Source organism: Pseudarthrobacter sp. MDT1-22 (genome assembly GCF_054511035.1).
This window is the reverse complement of sequence record NZ_JBTNDK010000001.1, coordinates 80,533-97,618: the sequence shown is the minus strand read 5'-3', so window position 1 is coordinate 97,618 and position 17,086 is coordinate 80,533. Positions and strand designations below refer to the sequence as shown.

General features: G+C 66.0%; 17 protein-coding genes. 7 read left to right on the top strand and 10 right to left on the bottom strand.

Annotation, left to right across the window (positions count from 1 at the left end):
- Positions 1-6: 6 nt before the first annotated feature.
- The 4 genes from ACX80M_RS00490 to ACX80M_RS00475 are packed head-to-tail and all read right to left on the bottom strand — an operon-like array spanning position 7 to position 4,846.
- Entirely contained in the window at positions 7-1,434 is a 1,428-nt protein-coding gene (locus ACX80M_RS00490) for a sulfate adenylyltransferase subunit 1 (RefSeq protein ID WP_459308273.1), read from the bottom strand.
- Positions 1,435-2,382, bottom strand: a complete 948-nt coding sequence (gene cysD, locus ACX80M_RS00485; RefSeq protein WP_058931586.1) for a sulfate adenylyltransferase subunit CysD — start codon at positions 2,380-2,382, stop codon at positions 1,435-1,437.
- Positions 2,379-3,137, bottom strand: coding sequence for a phosphoadenylyl-sulfate reductase (locus ACX80M_RS00480; RefSeq protein ID WP_374209903.1), 759 nt, complete (start codon positions 3,135-3,137; stop codon positions 2,379-2,381). Before ACX80M_RS00480 ends, cysD begins: the two co-directional genes overlap by 4 nt.
- Positions 3,101-4,846: a nitrite/sulfite reductase gene (locus ACX80M_RS00475; RefSeq protein WP_252598531.1), complete on the bottom strand. Its 1,746-nt coding sequence runs from the start codon at positions 4,844-4,846 to the stop codon at positions 3,101-3,103. Before ACX80M_RS00475 ends, ACX80M_RS00480 begins: the two co-directional genes overlap by 37 nt.
- A 404-nt stretch (positions 4,847-5,250) precedes the next feature.
- Here ACX80M_RS00475 and ACX80M_RS00470 point away from each other — a divergent pair, with 404 nt between their 5' ends.
- Positions 5,251-5,814, top strand: coding sequence for a hypothetical protein (locus ACX80M_RS00470; RefSeq protein WP_459308270.1), 564 nt, complete (start codon positions 5,251-5,253; stop codon positions 5,812-5,814).
- Positions 5,815-5,926: 112 nt separating this feature from the next.
- Here the strand turns inward: ACX80M_RS00470 and ACX80M_RS00465 are convergent, their stop codons facing one another.
- Entirely contained in the window at positions 5,927-6,658 is a 732-nt protein-coding gene (locus ACX80M_RS00465) for a sirohydrochlorin chelatase (RefSeq protein ID WP_252598532.1), read from the bottom strand.
- Between the two features lie 61 nt (positions 6,659-6,719).
- Between ACX80M_RS00465 and ACX80M_RS00460 the strand changes: the two genes are divergently transcribed.
- Complete coding sequence (locus ACX80M_RS00460; RefSeq protein ID WP_252608388.1) at positions 6,720-7,493, top strand: trimeric intracellular cation channel family protein; 774 nt, start codon at positions 6,720-6,722, stop codon at positions 7,491-7,493.
- A gap of 13 nt (positions 7,494-7,506) precedes the next feature.
- On the top strand, positions 7,507-7,935 hold the full coding sequence (locus tag ACX80M_RS00455; protein ID WP_252598534.1) for a hypothetical protein: 429 nt from the start codon (positions 7,507-7,509) through the stop codon (positions 7,933-7,935).
- 114 nt (positions 7,936-8,049) lie between these two features.
- Here the strand turns inward: ACX80M_RS00455 and ACX80M_RS00450 are convergent, their stop codons facing one another.
- The 5 genes from ACX80M_RS00450 to ACX80M_RS00430 form a co-directional block, all read right to left on the bottom strand.
- Complete coding sequence (locus ACX80M_RS00450; protein ID WP_374210078.1) at positions 8,050-8,889, bottom strand: type IV toxin-antitoxin system AbiEi family antitoxin domain-containing protein; 840 nt, start codon at positions 8,887-8,889, stop codon at positions 8,050-8,052.
- 384 nt (positions 8,890-9,273) lie between these two features.
- Positions 9,274-10,374, bottom strand: a complete 1,101-nt coding sequence (locus tag ACX80M_RS00445; protein ID WP_252613836.1) for a polyprenyl synthetase family protein — start codon at positions 10,372-10,374, stop codon at positions 9,274-9,276.
- A complete protein-coding gene (locus tag ACX80M_RS00440) occupies positions 10,371-11,699 on the bottom strand; it encodes a geranylgeranyl reductase family protein (RefSeq protein WP_459308266.1) in 1,329 nt (442 codons plus the stop codon). The genes ACX80M_RS00445 and ACX80M_RS00440 overlap by 4 nt, the downstream gene beginning before the upstream one ends.
- Before the next feature lie 3 nt (positions 11,700-11,702).
- Positions 11,703-12,479: a demethylmenaquinone methyltransferase gene (locus tag ACX80M_RS00435; RefSeq protein WP_246848588.1), complete on the bottom strand. Its 777-nt coding sequence runs from the start codon at positions 12,477-12,479 to the stop codon at positions 11,703-11,705.
- A 12-nt stretch (positions 12,480-12,491) separates the two neighbouring features.
- Entirely contained in the window at positions 12,492-12,887 is a 396-nt protein-coding gene (locus ACX80M_RS00430; protein ID WP_459308264.1) for a hypothetical protein, read from the bottom strand.
- A gap of 24 nt (positions 12,888-12,911) precedes the next feature.
- Here ACX80M_RS00430 and ACX80M_RS00425 point away from each other — a divergent pair, with 24 nt between their 5' ends.
- The 4 genes from ACX80M_RS00425 to ACX80M_RS00410 all read left to right on the top strand — a co-directional run bounded on the left by ACX80M_RS00425 (position 12,912) and on the right by ACX80M_RS00410 (position 17,000).
- Positions 12,912-14,255 (top strand): isochorismate synthase, encoded by a 1,344-nt coding sequence (locus tag ACX80M_RS00425; RefSeq protein ID WP_252598538.1) that lies wholly within the window; start codon positions 12,912-12,914, stop codon positions 14,253-14,255.
- Between the two features lie 224 nt (positions 14,256-14,479).
- Positions 14,480-15,280, top strand: coding sequence for an ABC transporter substrate-binding protein (locus ACX80M_RS00420; protein ID WP_252608377.1), 801 nt, complete (start codon positions 14,480-14,482; stop codon positions 15,278-15,280).
- A gap of 113 nt (positions 15,281-15,393) precedes the next feature.
- Positions 15,394-16,185 carry an amino acid ABC transporter permease gene (locus ACX80M_RS00415; RefSeq protein ID WP_252598540.1) on the top strand — a complete coding sequence of 264 codons (792 nt, stop codon included), beginning with the start codon at positions 15,394-15,396 and terminating at the stop codon, positions 16,183-16,185.
- Between the two features lie 11 nt (positions 16,186-16,196).
- Entirely contained in the window at positions 16,197-17,000 is an 804-nt protein-coding gene (locus tag ACX80M_RS00410) for an amino acid ABC transporter ATP-binding protein (protein ID WP_252608374.1), read from the top strand.
- Positions 17,001-17,086: the final 86 nt, after the last annotated feature.

Genomic DNA, 17,086 nt, shown 5'->3' with positions numbered 1-17,086 from the left:
AGAAACTTAGATAGAGTAGCGCTCGTCCTCGTGGTCGCCCGGGTGGTCCTTGACGAGGCCCGCGGCCAGCGTGTTGCCGTCCAGCGGGTCGATGACGAGGAACGCGCCGGTGCGGCGATGGTGCAGGTAGTTCTCCAGCGGCAGCGGCGCGGCGAGCCGGAGCTGCGCGTGGCCGATGTCGTTCAGCTCCAGGCTGGACGCGCCTTCGAGCTTGAACGTGGCCAGGTCCAGCTTGCCGCTGACGCTGCGGACCAGCGCCTGGACGGTGCGGGTGCCGTGCTTGACCAGCACCTTGGCACCTTCCCGCAACGGCTTCGGCGACAGCCAGCACAGCGCGGCGTACAGGTCGGCGGTGGACTCGCGGACGGTACCGGCGGCGGCGATGGTGTCACCGCGGGCGACGTCGAACTCATCCGCCAGGCGGATCGCCACGGACTGCGGGGCGAACGCTTCCTCCAGCGAATCACCGGCGAAATCGATGCCAATCACCGTCGTCGTGCGCGGAGCCTGGCCCGGTGTCAGCACGGACACCGAATCCCCGACTTTCACCGAACCCTCGGTGATCTGGCCGGCGTACGCGCGGTAGTCACGGTAGGCCTCAACGTCCAGGCCGCCGGCAACGGCGTCGGGAGCCAGCGCACCCTGCGGCCGGATGACCAGCTGCACCGGGAAACGGAAACTCTCCAGCTGCGTGTCGATCTCGTCTGCGGCGGGCAGGGTCTCGAGGACCTCCAGCAGGGCGGGACCGTCGTACCACGGGGTGCGCTCGGAACGGTCCACCACGTTGTCGCCGTCGAGGGCGGACACCGGGATCACCAGCAGGTCATCGATGTGGTCCGCGCTGCCCAGCTCGGCGGAGCCGATGCCCAGTTCGCGGGCCACCTGCTGCACATCGGCCTGGATCTCACGGAACACGGACTCGCTGAAGTCCACCAGGTCGATCTTGTTCACGGCCACAATCACGTGCGCCACCCGCAGCAGCTGCAGCACGGACAGGTGCCGGCGCGTCTGCTCCAGGACACCCTTGCGGGCGTCAATGAGTACGACGACGGCATCCGCCGTGGACGCGCCCGTCACCGTGTTTTTGGTGTACTGAACGTGCCCGGGGCAGTCGGCCAGGATGAAGCTGCGCTGGTCCGTGGCGAAGTAACGGTAGGCCACGTCGATGGTGATGCCTTGCTCCCGCTCGGCGCGCAGGCCGTCGGTCAGGAGGGCCAGGTCGATGCCGCCTGCCGCGCCGCCGAAGCCTCGGTCCGCGGAGGTGCGGGCAACGGCGTCGAGCGTGTCAGCAAGAATCGCCTTGGAATCGTGCAGGAGACGGCCCACCAAAGTGGACTTCCCGTCGTCGACAGATCCCGCGGTGGCGAAGCGGAACAGCGTGGTGGGCAGTGCTGTTTCCAGCTCGGCGGCCAGGAGTGAAGTTTCGGTGCTCATTTAGAAGTAACCATCCTTCTTGCGGTCTTCCATGGCGGCCTCGGAGATGCGGTCATCTGCACGGGTGGCGCCACGTTCGGTGATGGTGGAGGCGGCAACTTCGATCACAACGTCGCTCACGGTGGCTGCGTCCGATTCAACGGCACCGGTGCAGGACATGTCGCCCACGGTGCGGTAGCGGACGGTTTTGACGATGACTTCCTCGTGCGGCAGCGGCTGGGAAACTTCGCCGACCGCACGCCACATACCGTCGCGGGCAAACACTTCGCGGTCGTGGGCGTAGTACAGGCCCGGCAGCTCGATGTTCTCGCGTTCGATGTAGCGCCAGATGTCCAGCTCGGTCCAGTTGCTGATGGGGAACGCGCGGACGTGCTGGCCCACGGTGTGGCGGCCGTTGTAGAGGTTCCACAGCTCGGGGCGCTGGTTGCGCGGGTCCCACTGGCCGAACTCGTCGCGGAGGCTCAGGATGCGCTCCTTGGCGCGGGCCTTGTCCTCGTCGCGGCGGCCGCCGCCGAAGACGGCGTCGAACTTGTTCTGCTGGATGGCATCCAGCAGCGGGACGGTCTGCAGCGGGTTGCGGGTGCCGTCGGCACGCTCGGCCAGTTCGCCGCGGTCGATGAACTCCTGCACGGAGCCCACCACGAGCTTCAGGCCAAGGCGCTCCACGGTGCGGTCACGGAAGTCGATGACCTCGGGAAAGTTGTGGCCGGTGTCCACGTGCAGCACGGGGAACGGGACCTTGCCCGGCCAGAAAGCCTTGGTGGCCAGGTGCAGCATCACCACGGAGTCCTTGCCGCCGGAGAACAGCAGCGCAGGCTTCTCGAACTCGGCGACGACTTCGCGGATGATGTGGATCGCTTCGGACTCGAGGGCGTCCAGGCTGGAGAGGCGCGTGGATACGGCGGCTTCAGTCACCTGGGTGGTCTCCTCAGTTAGGAAAGTGCTCATACGTGTAGTCCGCATTCTGTCTTGTCGGTGCCTGCCCAGCGGCCGGCGCGGGGGTCGTCTCCGGGCGCCACCTTGCGGGTGCAGGGCTGGCAGCCAATGGAGGGGTAACCCTGGGAAAGCAGCGGGTTGACGGGCAGGAGGTTGTCATCGGAGTACTGGACCAGCTGGTCGAACGTCCACGCGGCCACCGGGTTGACCTTGACCAAGCCGTTGACTTCGTCCCAGGTCACCAGCGGGGTGTTCGTCCGGGTGGGAGCCTCGTCGCGGCGGACGCCGGTGAACCAGAGTTCGTAGCCGGCCAACGTACGGCGCAGCGGGGCCACCTTGCGGAGGGCGCAGCACTGGGCGGCGTCGCGGGCAAAGAGGTCCTTGCCCAGGAGCCGGTCCTGCTGTTCCACGGTGTTCTCGGGAAGGACGTCCACCACGTTGACGCGGAGGTTCGCGGCCACCTCGTCACGTGTGGCGTAGGTTTCCGGGAAGTGGTAGCCGGTCTCCAGGAACAGGACGTCGACGCCGGGCATCTGGTCCGCGACCAGGGCCGGCAGGACGGCGTCGGCCATGGAGCATGCGACGGCGACCGCTGAGAGGTCGAAGTTGCGCTCCACCCAGGCGATCACGTCGCGGGCCGGGGCGTCCCAGCCGAGCTCGGCAGCACCGGACTCGGCGATGACCTTCAGTTCGTCGTGGGTGCGGAGGACGTTGGCAGGTTGAGTGTTGCTCACTGGAGGGCCTCCTCGTCTGCTGCGTGGGCCCATTCGGCGAAGGTCTGGCCTTCGGCGCGCTGGGCCACGAACGTGCGGACGACGCGTTCCACGTAGTCCGGCAGGTCCTCGACGTACACCTTCAGGCCGCGGACGGTGCGTCCCAAACCAGCCTCTTCGCGGCTGTTGGAAGCCAGCCCGCCGCCCAGGTGGACCTGGAAACCCGGGGAGGGGTCGCCGTCGGGCGTTGGCAGCATCATGCCCTTCAGGCCGATGTCCGCGGTCTGGATGCGGGCGCAGGAGTTGGGGCAGCCGTTGATGTGCAGGGACAGCGCGTGCGGCAGTTCGCCGGACTCCGCGAGGTCCGCCAGGCGGCGTTCCAGTTCAGCGACGGCGGTGGCGGCCGTGACCTTGGTTTCCACGATGGCCAGCTTGCAGTATTCGATGCCGGTGCAGGCGATGGTGCCGCGGCGGAACACGGACGGGCGTGCGGAGAGGCCTAGGGCATCCAGCTCGGCAACCAGCGGTTCCACGTGATCCTTGGCAACGTCCAGCACTACGAGTTTCTGGTGCGGGGTGGTGCGCAGGCGGTATGAGCCGCGGGCCTCGAGGGTGTCCGCGAGCTTGATCAACTGAGCGCCGGACAGGCGGCCTGCCAGCGGGGTGGCGCCGATGAAGAACTTGCCGTCCTTCTGCTCGTGCACACCGATGTGGTCGCCCGGAGTGGTGGGCTTGGGCGCGGCGGGCCCGTCGGCCAGCTTGTAGCCCAGGTATTCATCCTCGAGGATCTGGCGGAATTTCGCCGGTCCCCAGTCGGCCATCAGGAACTTCAGGCGGGCCTTGGTGCGCATGCGGCGGTAGCCGTAGTCGCGGAAGATGCTGGTTACGCCGAGCCAGACTTCGGCGGCTTCCTCGGGCTTCACGAAGGCACCGAGGCGCTTGCCGAGCATCGGGTTGGTGGACAGCGCGCCGCCCGCCCAGAGGTCGTAGCCGACGCCGAGTTCGGGGTGGCGGACTCCCACCAGGGCGAAGTCGTTGATCTCGTGCACCACGTCCTGGCTGGGGTGGCCGGTGATGGCGGTTTTGTACTTGCGCGGCAGGTTGGACAGCAGCGGGTTGCCGATGAAGCGCTCCCCCAGCTCCGCGATAAGCGGCGTGGGGTCGATGATCTCGTCCTTGGCGATGCCGGCCACGGGCGAGCCCAGGATGACACGGGGCACGTCGCCGCAGGCCTCGGTGGTGGACAGGCCAACACCCTCAAGCCGGTTCCAGATCTCGGGGATGTCCTCCACGCGGATCCAGTGCAGCTGGATGTTCTGGCGGTCCGTGAGGTCGGCGGAATCCCGGCCGAAATCAACGGAAATCTGGCCGATGACACGCAGCTGCTCGGTGGTCAGCGCACCGCCGTCGATCCTGACCCGGAGCATGAAGTACTTGTCTTCCAGCTCGTGCGGCTCGAGCGTGGCGGTCTTGCCGCCGTCGATCCCGGGCTTGCGCTGGGTGTACAGGCCCCACCAGCGGAAGCGGCCGTGCAGGTCCTGGCTGGGGATGGCGTCGAAGCCGTCCTTGGAGTAGATGGTCTCGATACGCTCGCGCACGTTGAGGCCGTCGTCTTCCTGTTTCCAGGTTTCGTTGGCGTTCAGCGGGGTTTTGCCGTCCACTTTCCACTGCCCGTGCGGCTTTGCAGCGGGGCGGGAGGCACGCGCGGGGCGCTTGGCGGCGGCGGGGTCCACGGACGCTCCGGCTAGAGCTGTATCAGTCATGCATCGACTGTAAGTGCCCGCCGAAGCGCGTCACAAAGGCCCGGAAACGGGAGGTCACCTAGGGAAACAATTCGTCACGAACCGCCGGAGAGCCTTGAAGAAGGCCGCCCGCTGTGCTTCGACACGTGATTGTTCTTAGACGCCGATGGCACCCTCGACCCATGGACGAGGGTCGCGGCCAGGGGTAGTCTTGGGCTTGCCCTAGCAGAATTTCTGAATAAGTCAATATCTGCTGTTGGTCGCGACTTTCGCGCTGCTAGCTGGGAAGTTGCGCAGAGTTTGGCCCCCGTAACTACTGGGAACCTGGGGCTGTTATCGGTCGTGGCGGCATCGAGGCCGGCACAACTGACTCGATTAAACTCGAAATCTTTGGTTTGAAACCATTGCTGCCCCAGGAAGTAACCATGAAATCCCACCTCCGCCCCCTCTTGATGCTGTTCGCAACCATACTGCTCGTGTTCATGACAGGACTATCAGCAGCCCAAGCCGCCAGCCCGCACTTTAAGCGTGGCGGTACGCCTGTCTGTACCGTGGTCCTTTCGGACGGCGGGAGCACTGCAACAACCGTCTGCAAGGCCACACTCGCGGGCCTTGGAAATGAAGATCTCGTGGCCACTGTCTCCGTTGAGGGTACTGCCGTTTATCAGTGCCAAAACCAGGGCGGAAACGTCGCACCAGGACAAAACAAGGTACTGGTGGGACCGGCAACGGTAGCCACTCCAGTTCCTCGCGATGCTGTCAAGAACGGGACCCTCAGACTCACCACACTTCCAGTCGTACTCACGGCTCCCGAGACAGTGAGTGGAGCCGACGCTGGGTGCCCGAACCCGAACTGGACAGGCGTCAACCCGGTGCTGACGGTGACGTCAATCACCCTAGTGATCGAACAGCCCCTTGGAACTGTCATTTTCACCTGCACAGCGAGCAACCCGGACGGACTGACCGGAACGGTGCCGCTTACCTGCTAAAGAGCCCGAGTCCGGGGACAGCCTGATCCCCGCGGTTCAAGCTGCCCCAATTGCAAGGCTCCAGAATGTGCTTCCCTCGGAGGCGCATTCCGGGGCCTTCGGCCTGCCCGGGTCACCCGGCTGCGACGGCGGCATCGAACCGTTCCAGCGCGATCTCGGCGAGTACCGGGGACGGCAGCAGTGGTTCCGTCAAGAGGTCGGCGCCGGCTTTGGCCAGCTGGTCGTGGAAGAACCCCGGCGCGAGCAGGTAGGAGGCAATCACCACGCGGCCGCCGTCGTCCACGGCCCCCGCGGACTCCCCCGCCCCGGCACCTCCGGCCAGCTCCTGGCGGAGCATGGCGACGGCGTCGGGCACCGACGGCTGGGCAGAGGCACCGTAGGCGGGCAGAATCCGGTTGCGCCGCAGCTCCCGCAGCTGGTCAGCGAGCTCTTCGACGCTGCCGGCGGCGTTGGGGTTGGAGGAGCCGGCGGCGGCGAGGACGATCGCGTCGCGGTCCGTGACGCCGGCTTCGCGGAGGCGCTGGTCCAGGAGGGCGGCGAGCCGCGGGTCCGGGCCGAGCGGCGCGGCAGCCAGGCTGCCCGTACGGCTTTTCACGGCCCGGGCGATGTCCACCTTGACGTGGTAGCCCACGCTCAGCAGCAGAGGCACGACGACGGCTTTGTCCGCTTCGGGCAGCGACGCCACCACGTCCACGAGGTCCGGCTGCTGGACGTCCACGTAGGCCTCGCGAACGTCAAGGCCCGGGCGCAGGGCAGCGATGTTTGCGCGCAGGGCGTTGACCTCCGCGGCGCCCTGAGTACTGGACGTCCCGTGGGCGCAGGCGATCATGATCGGGTTGTTCATAGGGGCTAGCGTAACGTTGGAGCCGCCCTGTCCGCCCACCATGAAACTGCCGGGACGCCTCATGACATTGCCGTTCGACACATTGCCGTTCGGCATCGACCTTGTATGGCTGGACCTGGCCGGAGTCTTCTTCTTCGCCGTCTCCGGGTCGTTGTTGGCGGCACGGAAGCAGTTCGATCTGGTGGGGTCGCTACTGCTGGCGTCCCTGGTTTCCCTCGGCGGGGGCGTCATCCGCGACATCATCCTCAACACCACGCCTGCGGCCTTCTCCAACCCCGCGTATCTGGTTCCCCCGGTGCTGGCGACCGTCCTGGTGTATTTCCTGTACTCCAGCGTGCAGCGGTACACCTCGCTGCTGGTGCTGTTCGACGCCGGCGGGCTGGCCCTCTTCTGCATCACCGGAACGCTGAAGGCCCTGGCCCTGGGGATGAACCCGGTGGCCGCCATGCTGCTCGGCGTGACGACGGCGGTGGGCGGCGGCCTGCTGCGGGACATCACCGCGAACGAGGTGCCTCAGCTGTTCAACCCCCGGGACCTCTACGCGCTGCCGGCCTTCAGCGGGGCGGCTTTGACCGCGCTGCTCTGGGTGACAGGGGCCTTCAACGCGTTGACGGCGTGCGCGGTGGCGGCCGTGGTGTTCGCTTTCCGAGTGGTAGCGTGGCGCCGGTCCTGGTATGTTCCGCTGGCCGTGCATGGCTGGCACCGGCGGGGCTCCGGTGGGGACTCCGGCGGCGGGGACGGGGCAGGCGGCTTTGGGGGCCCGGGCGGCTTTGGGGGCGGTGGGGCTGATGGGGCTGATGGGGCTGGCAGCGGCTCGGGAGCACGCCGCAGTTAGCTAGGATATGAGCATGACTGACATGTTCCTCGAGAAGTTCCGCGCGCTTGTTCCAACGTATCTCGAGGACGAATGGCAGGAAGAAGATGGCCTGCCCGCCGACGAACTGGACGCGGCCCTCGCCGAACACCAGTTCCAGGTCCCGTTGGTGCTGAAGGAGTTTTACCTGGCGGTGGGCGGCTGCGAGGACATCATGGAGGCCTACCACTACTTCTGGGATCCTGAAGAGCTGGAAGTGGATGACGAAGGCTTCCTGATGTTCCTTGAGGACGAGGAAGAACAGTTCACCTGGGGCTTCCGCGTAGGCGACCTCGGCATCCCGGACCCCATCGTGTACCGCCGCAACAACGCCCGCGGTCAGTGGAAGAGCGAAGAAGGCACCTTCTCCGAGTTCGTCTTCGACATGTTCGAGTGGGCCTTCAACGAAGAGGAAGAAAACTAGGGTCCTCCCCTGCCCGGCCTGCGCGGCCTAAACGGGGCACTTCGACACGGACGCGCCGCTTCCTAAGCCAGTTTCTTCGGACACGTCGCCCAAAGTGCCCCACGACGGCGAGACTCACCTCGCACCGAAAGCCCCCTGCCGCGACAGTTCCAGTACTGCCAACACCTGGCCCACCATCCGCTCAGGGTGATAGACAACGTCGTCATAGCCGAATCTGAGGCCAAGACGTCCGCCGATGACTGTGGCATTGTTGCGCTTTCGGTCCTTTTTTACTTGCCGTGGTTCCAGATGCGTACTGCCGTCGGTTTCCACCACGAGCCACTCCTCAATAAGGAAGTCCACTTCTCCCACTCCCGGAAGCTCTACATGCCTTCGTACATGGAGGCCCGCTCGCCGGAAATGGTAGTTGGCCAGCACCTCCAGGATGGAATCCGCCCTGGGGACCACGCTGTCGAGGACGGACCTGGCGCGGGCGTTGCGGTTTCCCGAGAGCTTGCGCCGCAGGAAATCCAGGCTGATGTCGCCCCGCTGGGCTGCGCACTGAAGCATGACCAACGATTCCACTGCCGGCAAGCAACGCAACGAATGAATCAGGACATCGGCCAGACCGGCCACCGGCAGCCATGAGTGGGACGGGTGGAGGCATTGGCCGTGGGTCAACATCCCCGGCGGTGTCCTCTTATGCCCTGGACTGAGGTGCACGGAACCAGCGTCATGTATCGTCCACAGCTGGTACGTGGGGGCGGCCGACAGACATGTCAGCAGAGCGTTGTGCTGAAGCGCCAGGGCTACCACGCCTGCCTCACGCGGCATGCTGTAGATGCCTCGTCGAATCCGCACAATTCGCCCGGCCGCCAGTGCTTTGTCGAGGGAAGTTCGGGAAAATCCGGCCTCTCGGAGCGTCGAGGCCCGGGCTACGCCTGCCCGCGCGCCGAGAAAAGTCTCAATATCCATTACTCCACGGTGCACCTGGACCACAGCAAAGGGCAGACCCAAGGTGCCGCATGTGGACAACGCGGCCGTCGCGGGGCACTTCGACACGGAAACGCCGTCTCTCCAGCCCGGAAGGCCCATCGGACGCCGCAATGTGCCCCACGAAGGACGAAGTAGCCTGTGACACGCGGAGTAACAGTAGGCTTGCATCCTGTGACAAATCTGTCATATACTGTTCACGGATCCGCTAAACGCCTCCGGCGGGTCTGATGCGAACGGAGATATAGCCCCGGTTCGGCGCAACGTGTGATTCGTATCGTTGCTGAGAACCGGGGCTATTGCATTTAACGAGGCGAGGGCCCCGGCCAGCTTCACCCCGCCGAGGCCCCGCTCCAAAAGAAGAGATCAGCTGGCGCGGTCCACCACAGCCAGGGCGAAGTTGGACAGCGAGGACTTCACAACACCCTCAGGAAGCGGTGCCAGTGCGGCAATGGCTTCGTCGGCCCAGCGGCGGGCAACCACCCAGGACTCAGCGGTGACGGGGTGCTCGCGGAGTCCGGCCACGGCGGCAGCCAAGGCCTCGTCCGAGGTCAGGTCCCCGTCAATGAGCTTCAAGAGTTCGACGGCGGACTGGTCACCGGCAGCAGCATCGCGCCGCAGGAACAGAACGGGCAGCGTGGGCACACCCTCGCGGAGATCCGTGCCCGGGGACTTGCCGGACTTCACTTTGACGCCGGTGACATCAATGACGTCGTCGGCGAGCTGGAAGGCCACGCCCACCTTCTCGCCGTACTCCACCAGCAGGTCCTCGTAGGCCTCGTCGGCACCGGCGAAGATGGCACCGAGCTGGCCCGAGGCGGCCACCAGGGAACCGGTCTTGTCCGCGATGACGGACAGGTAGTGCTCTACCGGATCCTCGTCCGGGCGCGGGCCCACAGTCTCGTGCAGCTGGCCCAGGCACAGCCGCTCGAACGTCCGCGCCTGGATGCCCAGCGCCCGGGAACCAAGCTCGGACACCAGGATGGACGCGCGGGCAAAGATGAGGTCGCCGGTGAGGACCGCCACGGAGTTTCCCCAAACCTCGTGGGCCGTGGGGGCGCCGCGGCGGAACGGGGCCGAGTCCATAACGTCGTCGTGGTACAGAGTTGCCAGGTGGGTCAGTTCCACCACCACGGCCGCCTGCACGACGGCAGGCAGTGAGGCGTCGCCAAGGTGGGCGCACAGCAGCGTCAGCAGCGGCCGGATGCGCTTGCCGCCGGCTTCCACGAGGTGACGCGACGTTGCATCAGCCAGCGGATCGGAGTTGGCAATGGCTTCGCGCAGCTTCTTTTCCACCCGCGCCAGGTTGTTGGTGATGGCGGGGCCCAGTTCGGCGTCCTCCGCGATCGCCGCGAAGCCTGCGGGCAGCTGCAGTCCCGTGGCAATGGCGGTGGTATTGAGGCTGGGTTCGGAGTCCGGCAGGCCGTGCCCGGCGTGCGTCCAGCTGTGGTCTGCGGAGTTAGTCACTGGTTAACCCTAACTTTTTGTTGCGGATACCGCTGGTTCGATGCCGGTGGGGTGTTGGAGGTGGCCGGAACCAGCGATTCCAGGACGCGGATGGCCCGGTCCTCGAAGCCTTTCGCGGCGGGGTCGGTCAGGTTTGCGAGCAGCCGCACCACAAAGCGCATCAGCACGGGAATGGGCATCCCGGTCCGCAGCGCGAGCTTCATAACGGCGGGTTTTCCGATCAGCGCGGCAAATGCCCGGCCCAGCGTGAAGTGCGATCCCCACTGGCCCCGCACATAGTCCGCGTACCCCGCGAGGTGCGCGTCGGCGTCGTACGTTCCGGCCGAAGCAGAGCGCGCCGACGCGTCGATGATGAACTCCGCCGCGAACCGTGCCGATTCCATCGCGTAGGAGATGCCCTCGCCGTTGAACGGGGAGACCATGCCGCCGGCGTCGCCCAGGAGCAGGAGGCCGGGCGAGTAGTGCGGGGTGCGGTTGAAGCCCATGGGCAGCGCGGCGCCGCGGATTTCGCCCACCTGGTTGTCCGGGGTGAAGCCCCATTCGGCGGGCATGGCGCCGGTCCACTCGCGCAGGACCTGCTTGTAGTCGAGCTTGCCAAATTCCTTGGACGAGTTCAGGATGCCAAGGCCCACGTTGGATGTGCCGTCGCCGACGCCGAACACCCAGCCGTAGCCGGGGAGCAGTTTTCCGTCGCGGCCGGGGAGCTCCAGCCAGCCTTCCATCCAGTCGTCATCGTGCCGGGGGGACGTGAAGTAGGTGCGGACGGCGACGCCGAGGGGGCGGTCGTCCCGCTTGTGGATGCCCAGCGATACGGCGGTTCGCGTGGAGTTGCCGTCTGCGGCGAGTACGACGTCGGCGCTGAAGTCGCGTGACTCCCCCGTCTTGCGTCCGGACTCGTCCAGGAGCGCTGCGCGGACACCGGTCACGCGGCCGTCTTCAGACCGGAGAGCTTCGGTGACGCTGTGCCGCTCGAGGATTTCGGCGCCGGCAGCCTGGGCGTGGCGGGCCAGTTCCTCGTCGAAGCCCAGGCGCGTGCGGATCAGGCCGTACTGCGGAAAGTCGGAGACCTCGGGCCAGGGCAGCTCGACGGTGCGGCCGCCGGCGATGAGGCGGAGGCCCTTGTTCCGGCGCCAGCCGTCCGCTTCAGGGTGCGGCAGGCCGAGCTTCTGGATTTCGCGGACTGCCCGCGGGGTGAGGCCGTCGCCGCAGACCTTCTCGCGCGGGAAGCTGGTTTTCTCCAGGACGGTCACGCTGATGCCGGCCTTGGCAAGGTAATACGCGGCGGTGGAGCCGGCTGGCCCCGCGCCGACAATCAGAACATTCACAGGTCAGCGCTGGATGTTTCGTCGGAGTTTGGCCACGGGGCCCTTGTGTGCGGCGATGGCCTCCGCTGCGCCCTCCGGCGTTGATTCCAGCGGCTTGGTGGCACGGTGCACGGCCACGATCCCGCCGGTCAGGTTGCGGTATGTGACCTTTTCCCAGCCGGATTCCTGCAGCCAGGCGGCCAGGTGGTCCTGATCCGGCCAGGCGCGGATGGACTCGGCGAGGTAGACATAGGCGTCCGGGTTGGAGGCCACCTTCACGGCGATGGCCGGCAGGGCGCGCATGAGGTATTCCGTATACATGGTGCGCCACAGCGGCACCACGGGCTGGGAGAACTCGGCGATGACCAGCTTGCCGCCGGGCTTGGTGACGCGGAGCATCTCGGCCAGCGCCTTCTTGGGCTCGTTGACATTGCGCAGCCCGAACGAAATGGTGCTGGCGTCGAAGCTGTTGTCCGCGAACGGCAGATTGGTGGCGTCGCCGGCAACAAAGTTGATGTCCGGGCGGCGGCGCTTGCCAACCTTGAGCATGCCGAGGGAGAAATCGCAGGCGATGACATCTATGCCTGCATCGGCATATGGCTCGCTGGAGGTGCCGGTTCCCGCGGCCAGGTCCAGCACCCGCTGGCCCCGTTTCATGTCCATGGCGTCCACCACGATCCTGCGCCAGCGGCGGGTTTGCCCCATGGAGAGGACATCGTTGACGACGTCGTACTTAGGTGCGACGTCGTCAAACATCGTGGCTACTTCGTCCGGACGCTTTTCCAAGGATGCTCGGTTCACCATGCAATTGTCTCAGACAAACTTGAGAAGGACTTTCGACGAGCCCGTGCCCCGGTCCGAAGCCACGGCAAACGCCTCGGCCACGTCACCGGCGTCGAACGTGTGCGTCAGCAGCGGCTCAACGTCCAGCCCGTCCGCCAGGTACGCGAGGGCGTCATCCAGCTCGTTCGCGAAGCGGAAGGTCCCGCGGTAATCGATCTCCCGGAAAACGAGTGCGGCGAGCTCGGCCGTCACGGGCCCGGCCGGCAGGTTGCCCACCTGGACCACGGTGCCGCCGCGGCGCACGGCCGCGAGGACACCGCCCAGGTCCTGGACGACGTCGCGAGCATGCGCGCCGCACGGCCGGACCTGTTCTCCGCCCCTGCCGTCCCCGAGCGACGCACGGGACGGCCGGCCCGGGTCTGACACGCGCGGGAGTAGTGTTGTCTCATCATGACGAGCACGTTCCGCACCCTCACCGTCCCCCTGGATGGCACCGCGTCCGCCGGCGGACTGCCGCAGTTCCTGGTCCGGGACGACGTCCTCTGCTGGACCCGCCGCGAAGCCGGCCTGGTGGGCTTCGGCGAGATCGCCCGCTTCACCGCCACCGGCCCGGAGCGTTTTCTCGAAGCGGATATCTGGTGGCGCCACCTGGTCCTCGAAGCGGACATCACCGACTCGGTGGAGCTGCCCGGCACCGGCCCGGTGGCTTTCGGATCGTTCGCGTTTTCCAAGAAGTCCACCCATGTATCGCGGCTGATTGTGCCGGAGATCGTGGTGGGCGTCCGCGACGGCCGGTACTGGCTCACCCAGTTGACGGTCGACGACGGCGAACTCACCGAGGCGGGCGCCCTCGCCGCCCTGGCCGGCTGGCTGAGCGGTGGCAGCACCGCCGGTGATGTCCCCGCCGAGCCGGCCGGCGCCGTCGTGCGTCCTTTGCCTTCCGCCGACGGGGCCACACTGCACACCGGTTCGCTCAGCGAGGAAGACTGGATGGCCGCCGTCGCCGCCGGCGTGGCGGAGATCCGGACCGGTGCGCTGGAGAAACTGGTGCTGGCGCGGGACATTGTGGCCACGGTGCCGTCGGGCGTGAACGCCGCGCAGGTGTTGCGCGAGCTCGCCGTGCGGTACCGCGAATGCTGGACGTATGGCGTGGACGGGCTCGTGGGCGCCACCCCGGAGATGCTGATCCAGGTGGAGGGCCGCACTGCCCAGGCGCGCGTGCTGGCCGGGACGCTGGACCGCCGCGATGCGCACGGCGAGTCCGGGATTCCCATGGATTACGCCGAGCGGGTGCTTGCCGGGTCGGAGAAGCAGCGGCATGAGCACGAGATCGCGATCCAGTCGCTGACGTCGCAGCTGGCACCGTTTTCCGAGGCCATGAACGCGCACGACGAGCCGTTCATCCTGGAGCTGCCGAACGTATGGCACCTGGCGTCGGACGTAAAAGCGGAGCTCGCCGAAGTGGAGGGCCACGTGCCCACGTGCCTCGCGCTGATCAATGCGCTGCATCCCACGGCCGCGGTCTGTGGCACGCCCACGCTGGTGGCCGGCGCCCTGATCCGCAAGCTTGAGCACCTGGACCGTGGCCCGTACGCGGGGCCGGTGGGCTGGCTCGACGCTGCCGGCAATGGCGAATGGGGCATCGCCCTGCGGGGCGCCGTGATTGAGGATCCGCATACCGTACGGTTATATGCCGGTTGCGGCATAGTGGATGGCTCCCAACCGGAGGCCGAGCTGGCGGAGACGTGGGCGAAGTTCCGGCCGATGCTGGAGTCACTGGGGATTTCCAACTAGGTAGCGCTAACTGTCGTTTTGAGCGTCCAAAACGACAGTTAGCGCTACTTACATGGGCGGCGTGTCCGGAATTCCAGTCACGGGCGGCCTCCCGGGTCTTGATTTAGGCTGTGATTTAGTTATCCAATAGTAAAACTAAGTTTCATGTGATGCACATCTCTCATTCGGCGCTACACTATGAACCGATTTAGTACCGCCTACCCCTGCAACAAAAGGTAAAGAACATGCAGCTCAAGTCCCTGGCCCAGGCCAAGTTCGCTGCCAAGGCAGCAGCAATCCTGGCCGCCGGCGCACTCACCCTCACTGCCTGCGGCGGCAGCACCACCCCGGCAGCGTCCGAGGGCGGCATCCAGCTCATCAACGCCGGCAAGCTCACGGTCTGCTCAGACGTCCCCTACGAGCCCTTCGAATTCCAGAAGGACGGCAAGATCGTTGGCTTCGACATCGACATCGCCAATGAAGTAGCCAAGGACCTCAACGCGGACCTCAGCATCGTGGACAGCTCCTTCGAGGCCATCGAGACCGGAACAGCCCTCACCGGCTGCGACGTCTCCATCTCCTCGATTTCCATCACGGATGTCCGCAAGTCGGTCATGGACTTCTCCAACCCGTACATGGACGATGACCTCACCCTCGTGGCCACCACGGCGTCCGGGATCACGGACATCAACAGCGCCAAGGGCAAGAAGGTGGGTGTCCAGCAGGCCACCACCGGCGCAAAGTACGCGGCGGAGAACGGCATCGACGCCCAGCAGTTCGAGGACAGCGGCCTCCTGGTCCAGGCTCTCCAGGCCGGCACCATCGACGCGGCCCTGGGCAACCAGTCAATCCTGGCCTACGCCATCAAGGATGACCCCAAGTTCGAACGTGTGGATGACTACGCTACGGGCGAGAAGCTGGGCATCTCCATCAAGAAGGGCAACACCGCCATGGCCGAGAAGGTCACCGGAACCCTTAAGCGCCTGACCGACGACGGCAGCCTGAAGAAGTTCGAAACCACCTGGTTCGGCGAGACCGCCAAGTAGCCGGCACCCCGGACTGACCTTCACAGCCCTGAGAACCACGCCGCTGGGGCCCCGCACGGACTGCGCTGCAGCCCGTCCGGGGCCTCAGCCACGCAAATGAATGTGAGCACCCCATGGCAATGACCGCACGTCAACGGGCCAAAGTGAGCCTGTATGTCCAGATCGGCATCTTCGTTGTGGCCGTGGCCGCGCTGGTCCTGGCCACCGACTGGAAGACCGTCGGCACCAGTGTCTTCAACTTCGGCAAGATCGGCCCGATGTTCCCGGACATCATCCTGGTGGGCCTTAAGAACACCCTGGTCTACACGTTCCTCGGCTTCGTCGTGGGCCTCTCCGGCGGCCTGCTGCTGGCCCTGATGAAGCTGTCCAGCTTCCCGCTGTACCGCTGGATCGCCACCGGCTACATCGAGTTCTTCCGCGGCATCCCGGCGCTGCTGGTGTTTATCGCGTTCGGCTACGGTGTCCCTCTCGCGTTTGGCGTCCAGTGGAACGTCACCCTCGTGGTCATGATCTCGCTGGGTATGGTGGCCTCGGCATATATCGCCGAAACCCTCCGCGCCGGCCTGCAGGCTGTGCCCAAGGGCCAGTTGGAAGCAGCCCGCTCGCTGGGCATGCCGCAGTGGCGGGCCATGGTGTCCATCGTGATCCCGCAGGCATTCAAGATCGTCCTGCCGCCGCTGACCAACGAGGTCATCCTGCTGACCAAGGATTCCTCGCTGATCTACGTGCTCGGCCTGACCGCCTCGCAGTACGAGCTCACCAAGTTCGGCCGCGACGGCATCTCCAGCCTGGGCGCAGGCCTGACGCCGCTCCTCGTAGCCGGCGCCTTCTACCTGGTCATCACCATCCCGCTGAGCCTCCTGGCCCGGAAGTTCGAAAGCCGCTCCGCGCGGACCAAGCGATAGGCAGGGAAGCCATGAACGACGTCGTAAATTCCTCCGCCGGCAACACCGGCACCATCAACGCGGCCGGCGTGTCCATCAAGGACCTCCGCAAGTCCTACGGCAGCAACGAGGTCCTCAAGGGCATCAGCCTGGACGTTGCCCCCGGCGAAGTCGTGTGCCTGATCGGCCCGTCCGGCTCCGGCAAATCCACCCTCCTGCGCTGCGTCAACCTCCTGGAGCAGCCCAACGAGGGCGCCATCCACGTGGGCGGCTTCGAAGCTACCGACCCCGACGTGGACATCGATAAGATGCGCCGCAAGGTGGGCATGGTGTTCCAGCAGTTCAACCTGTTCCCGCACCTGGATGCCAAGCGGAACTGCACCATCGCGCAGACGAAGGTCCTGAAGCGGTCCCAGGAAGAGGCCGATCAGGTGGCCCAGCACAACCTGGACCGTGTGGGCCTGGGGCACCTGTCCGACCGTTTCCCGGACCAGCTTTCCGGCGGCCAGCAGCAGCGCGTTGCGATTGCCCGGGCGCTCAGCATGAACCCCGAGCTGATGCTCTTTGACGAGCCCACTTCCGCGCTGGACCCCGAGACCGTGGGCGATGTCCTCTCGGTGATGCGGAACCTCGCCAAGGAGGGCATGACCATGCTGGTGGTGACCCACGAGATGGGCTTCGCCCGCGAAGTTGCCGACCGCGTGGTGTTTATGGATGGCGGCGTGGTGGTGGAGGAAGGCGTGGCCGAGCAGGTCATTTCCGCACCCACCCAGGCCCGCACCAAGGAGTTCCTGCGCCGAGTCCTGGACCCGACGCACATCGAGATCGAAGACTAGCCGCTTTCGACGCGCTGCCTGCCTGTCGACGCGCATATGCCCTGTCGCCACCGAAATACCGGTAGCGGCAGGGCATTTGCGCGTCA

Bases quoted from the DNA above. Each gene is read 5' to 3' on its own strand.
- ACX80M_RS00480 (WP_374209903.1), bottom strand. From the start codon at position 3,137: ATGGGCCCACGCAGCAGACGAGGAGGCCCTCCAGTGAGCAACACTCAA.
- ACX80M_RS00465 (WP_252598532.1), bottom strand. From the start codon at position 6,658: ATGAACAACCCGATCATGATCGCCTGCGCCCACGGGACGTCCAGTACT.
- ACX80M_RS00410 (WP_252608374.1), top strand. From the start codon at position 16,197: ATGAACGACGTCGTAAATTCCTCCGCCGGCAACACCGGCACCATCAAC.
- ACX80M_RS00420 (WP_252608377.1), top strand. From the start codon at position 14,480: ATGCAGCTCAAGTCCCTGGCCCAGGCCAAGTTCGCTGCCAAGGCAGCA.
- ACX80M_RS00460 (WP_252608388.1), top strand. From the start codon at position 6,720: ATGACATTGCCGTTCGACACATTGCCGTTCGGCATCGACCTTGTATGG.
- ACX80M_RS00450 (WP_374210078.1), bottom strand. From the start codon at position 8,889: ATGGATATTGAGACTTTTCTCGGCGCGCGGGCAGGCGTAGCCCGGGCC.
- cysD (WP_058931586.1), bottom strand. From the start codon at position 2,382: ATGAGCACTTTCCTAACTGAGGAGACCACCCAGGTGACTGAAGCCGCC.
- ACX80M_RS00415 (WP_252598540.1), top strand. From the start codon at position 15,394: ATGGCAATGACCGCACGTCAACGGGCCAAAGTGAGCCTGTATGTCCAG.
- ACX80M_RS00455 (WP_252598534.1), top strand. From the start codon at position 7,507: ATGACTGACATGTTCCTCGAGAAGTTCCGCGCGCTTGTTCCAACGTAT.
- ACX80M_RS00490 (WP_459308273.1), bottom strand. From the start codon at position 1,434: ATGAGCACCGAAACTTCACTCCTGGCCGCCGAGCTGGAAACAGCACTG.
- ACX80M_RS00475 (WP_252598531.1), bottom strand. From the start codon at position 4,846: ATGACTGATACAGCTCTAGCCGGAGCGTCCGTGGACCCCGCCGCCGCC.
- ACX80M_RS00470 (WP_459308270.1), top strand. From the start codon at position 5,251: ATGAAATCCCACCTCCGCCCCCTCTTGATGCTGTTCGCAACCATACTG.
- ACX80M_RS00425 (WP_252598538.1), top strand. From the start codon at position 12,912: ATGACGAGCACGTTCCGCACCCTCACCGTCCCCCTGGATGGCACCGCG.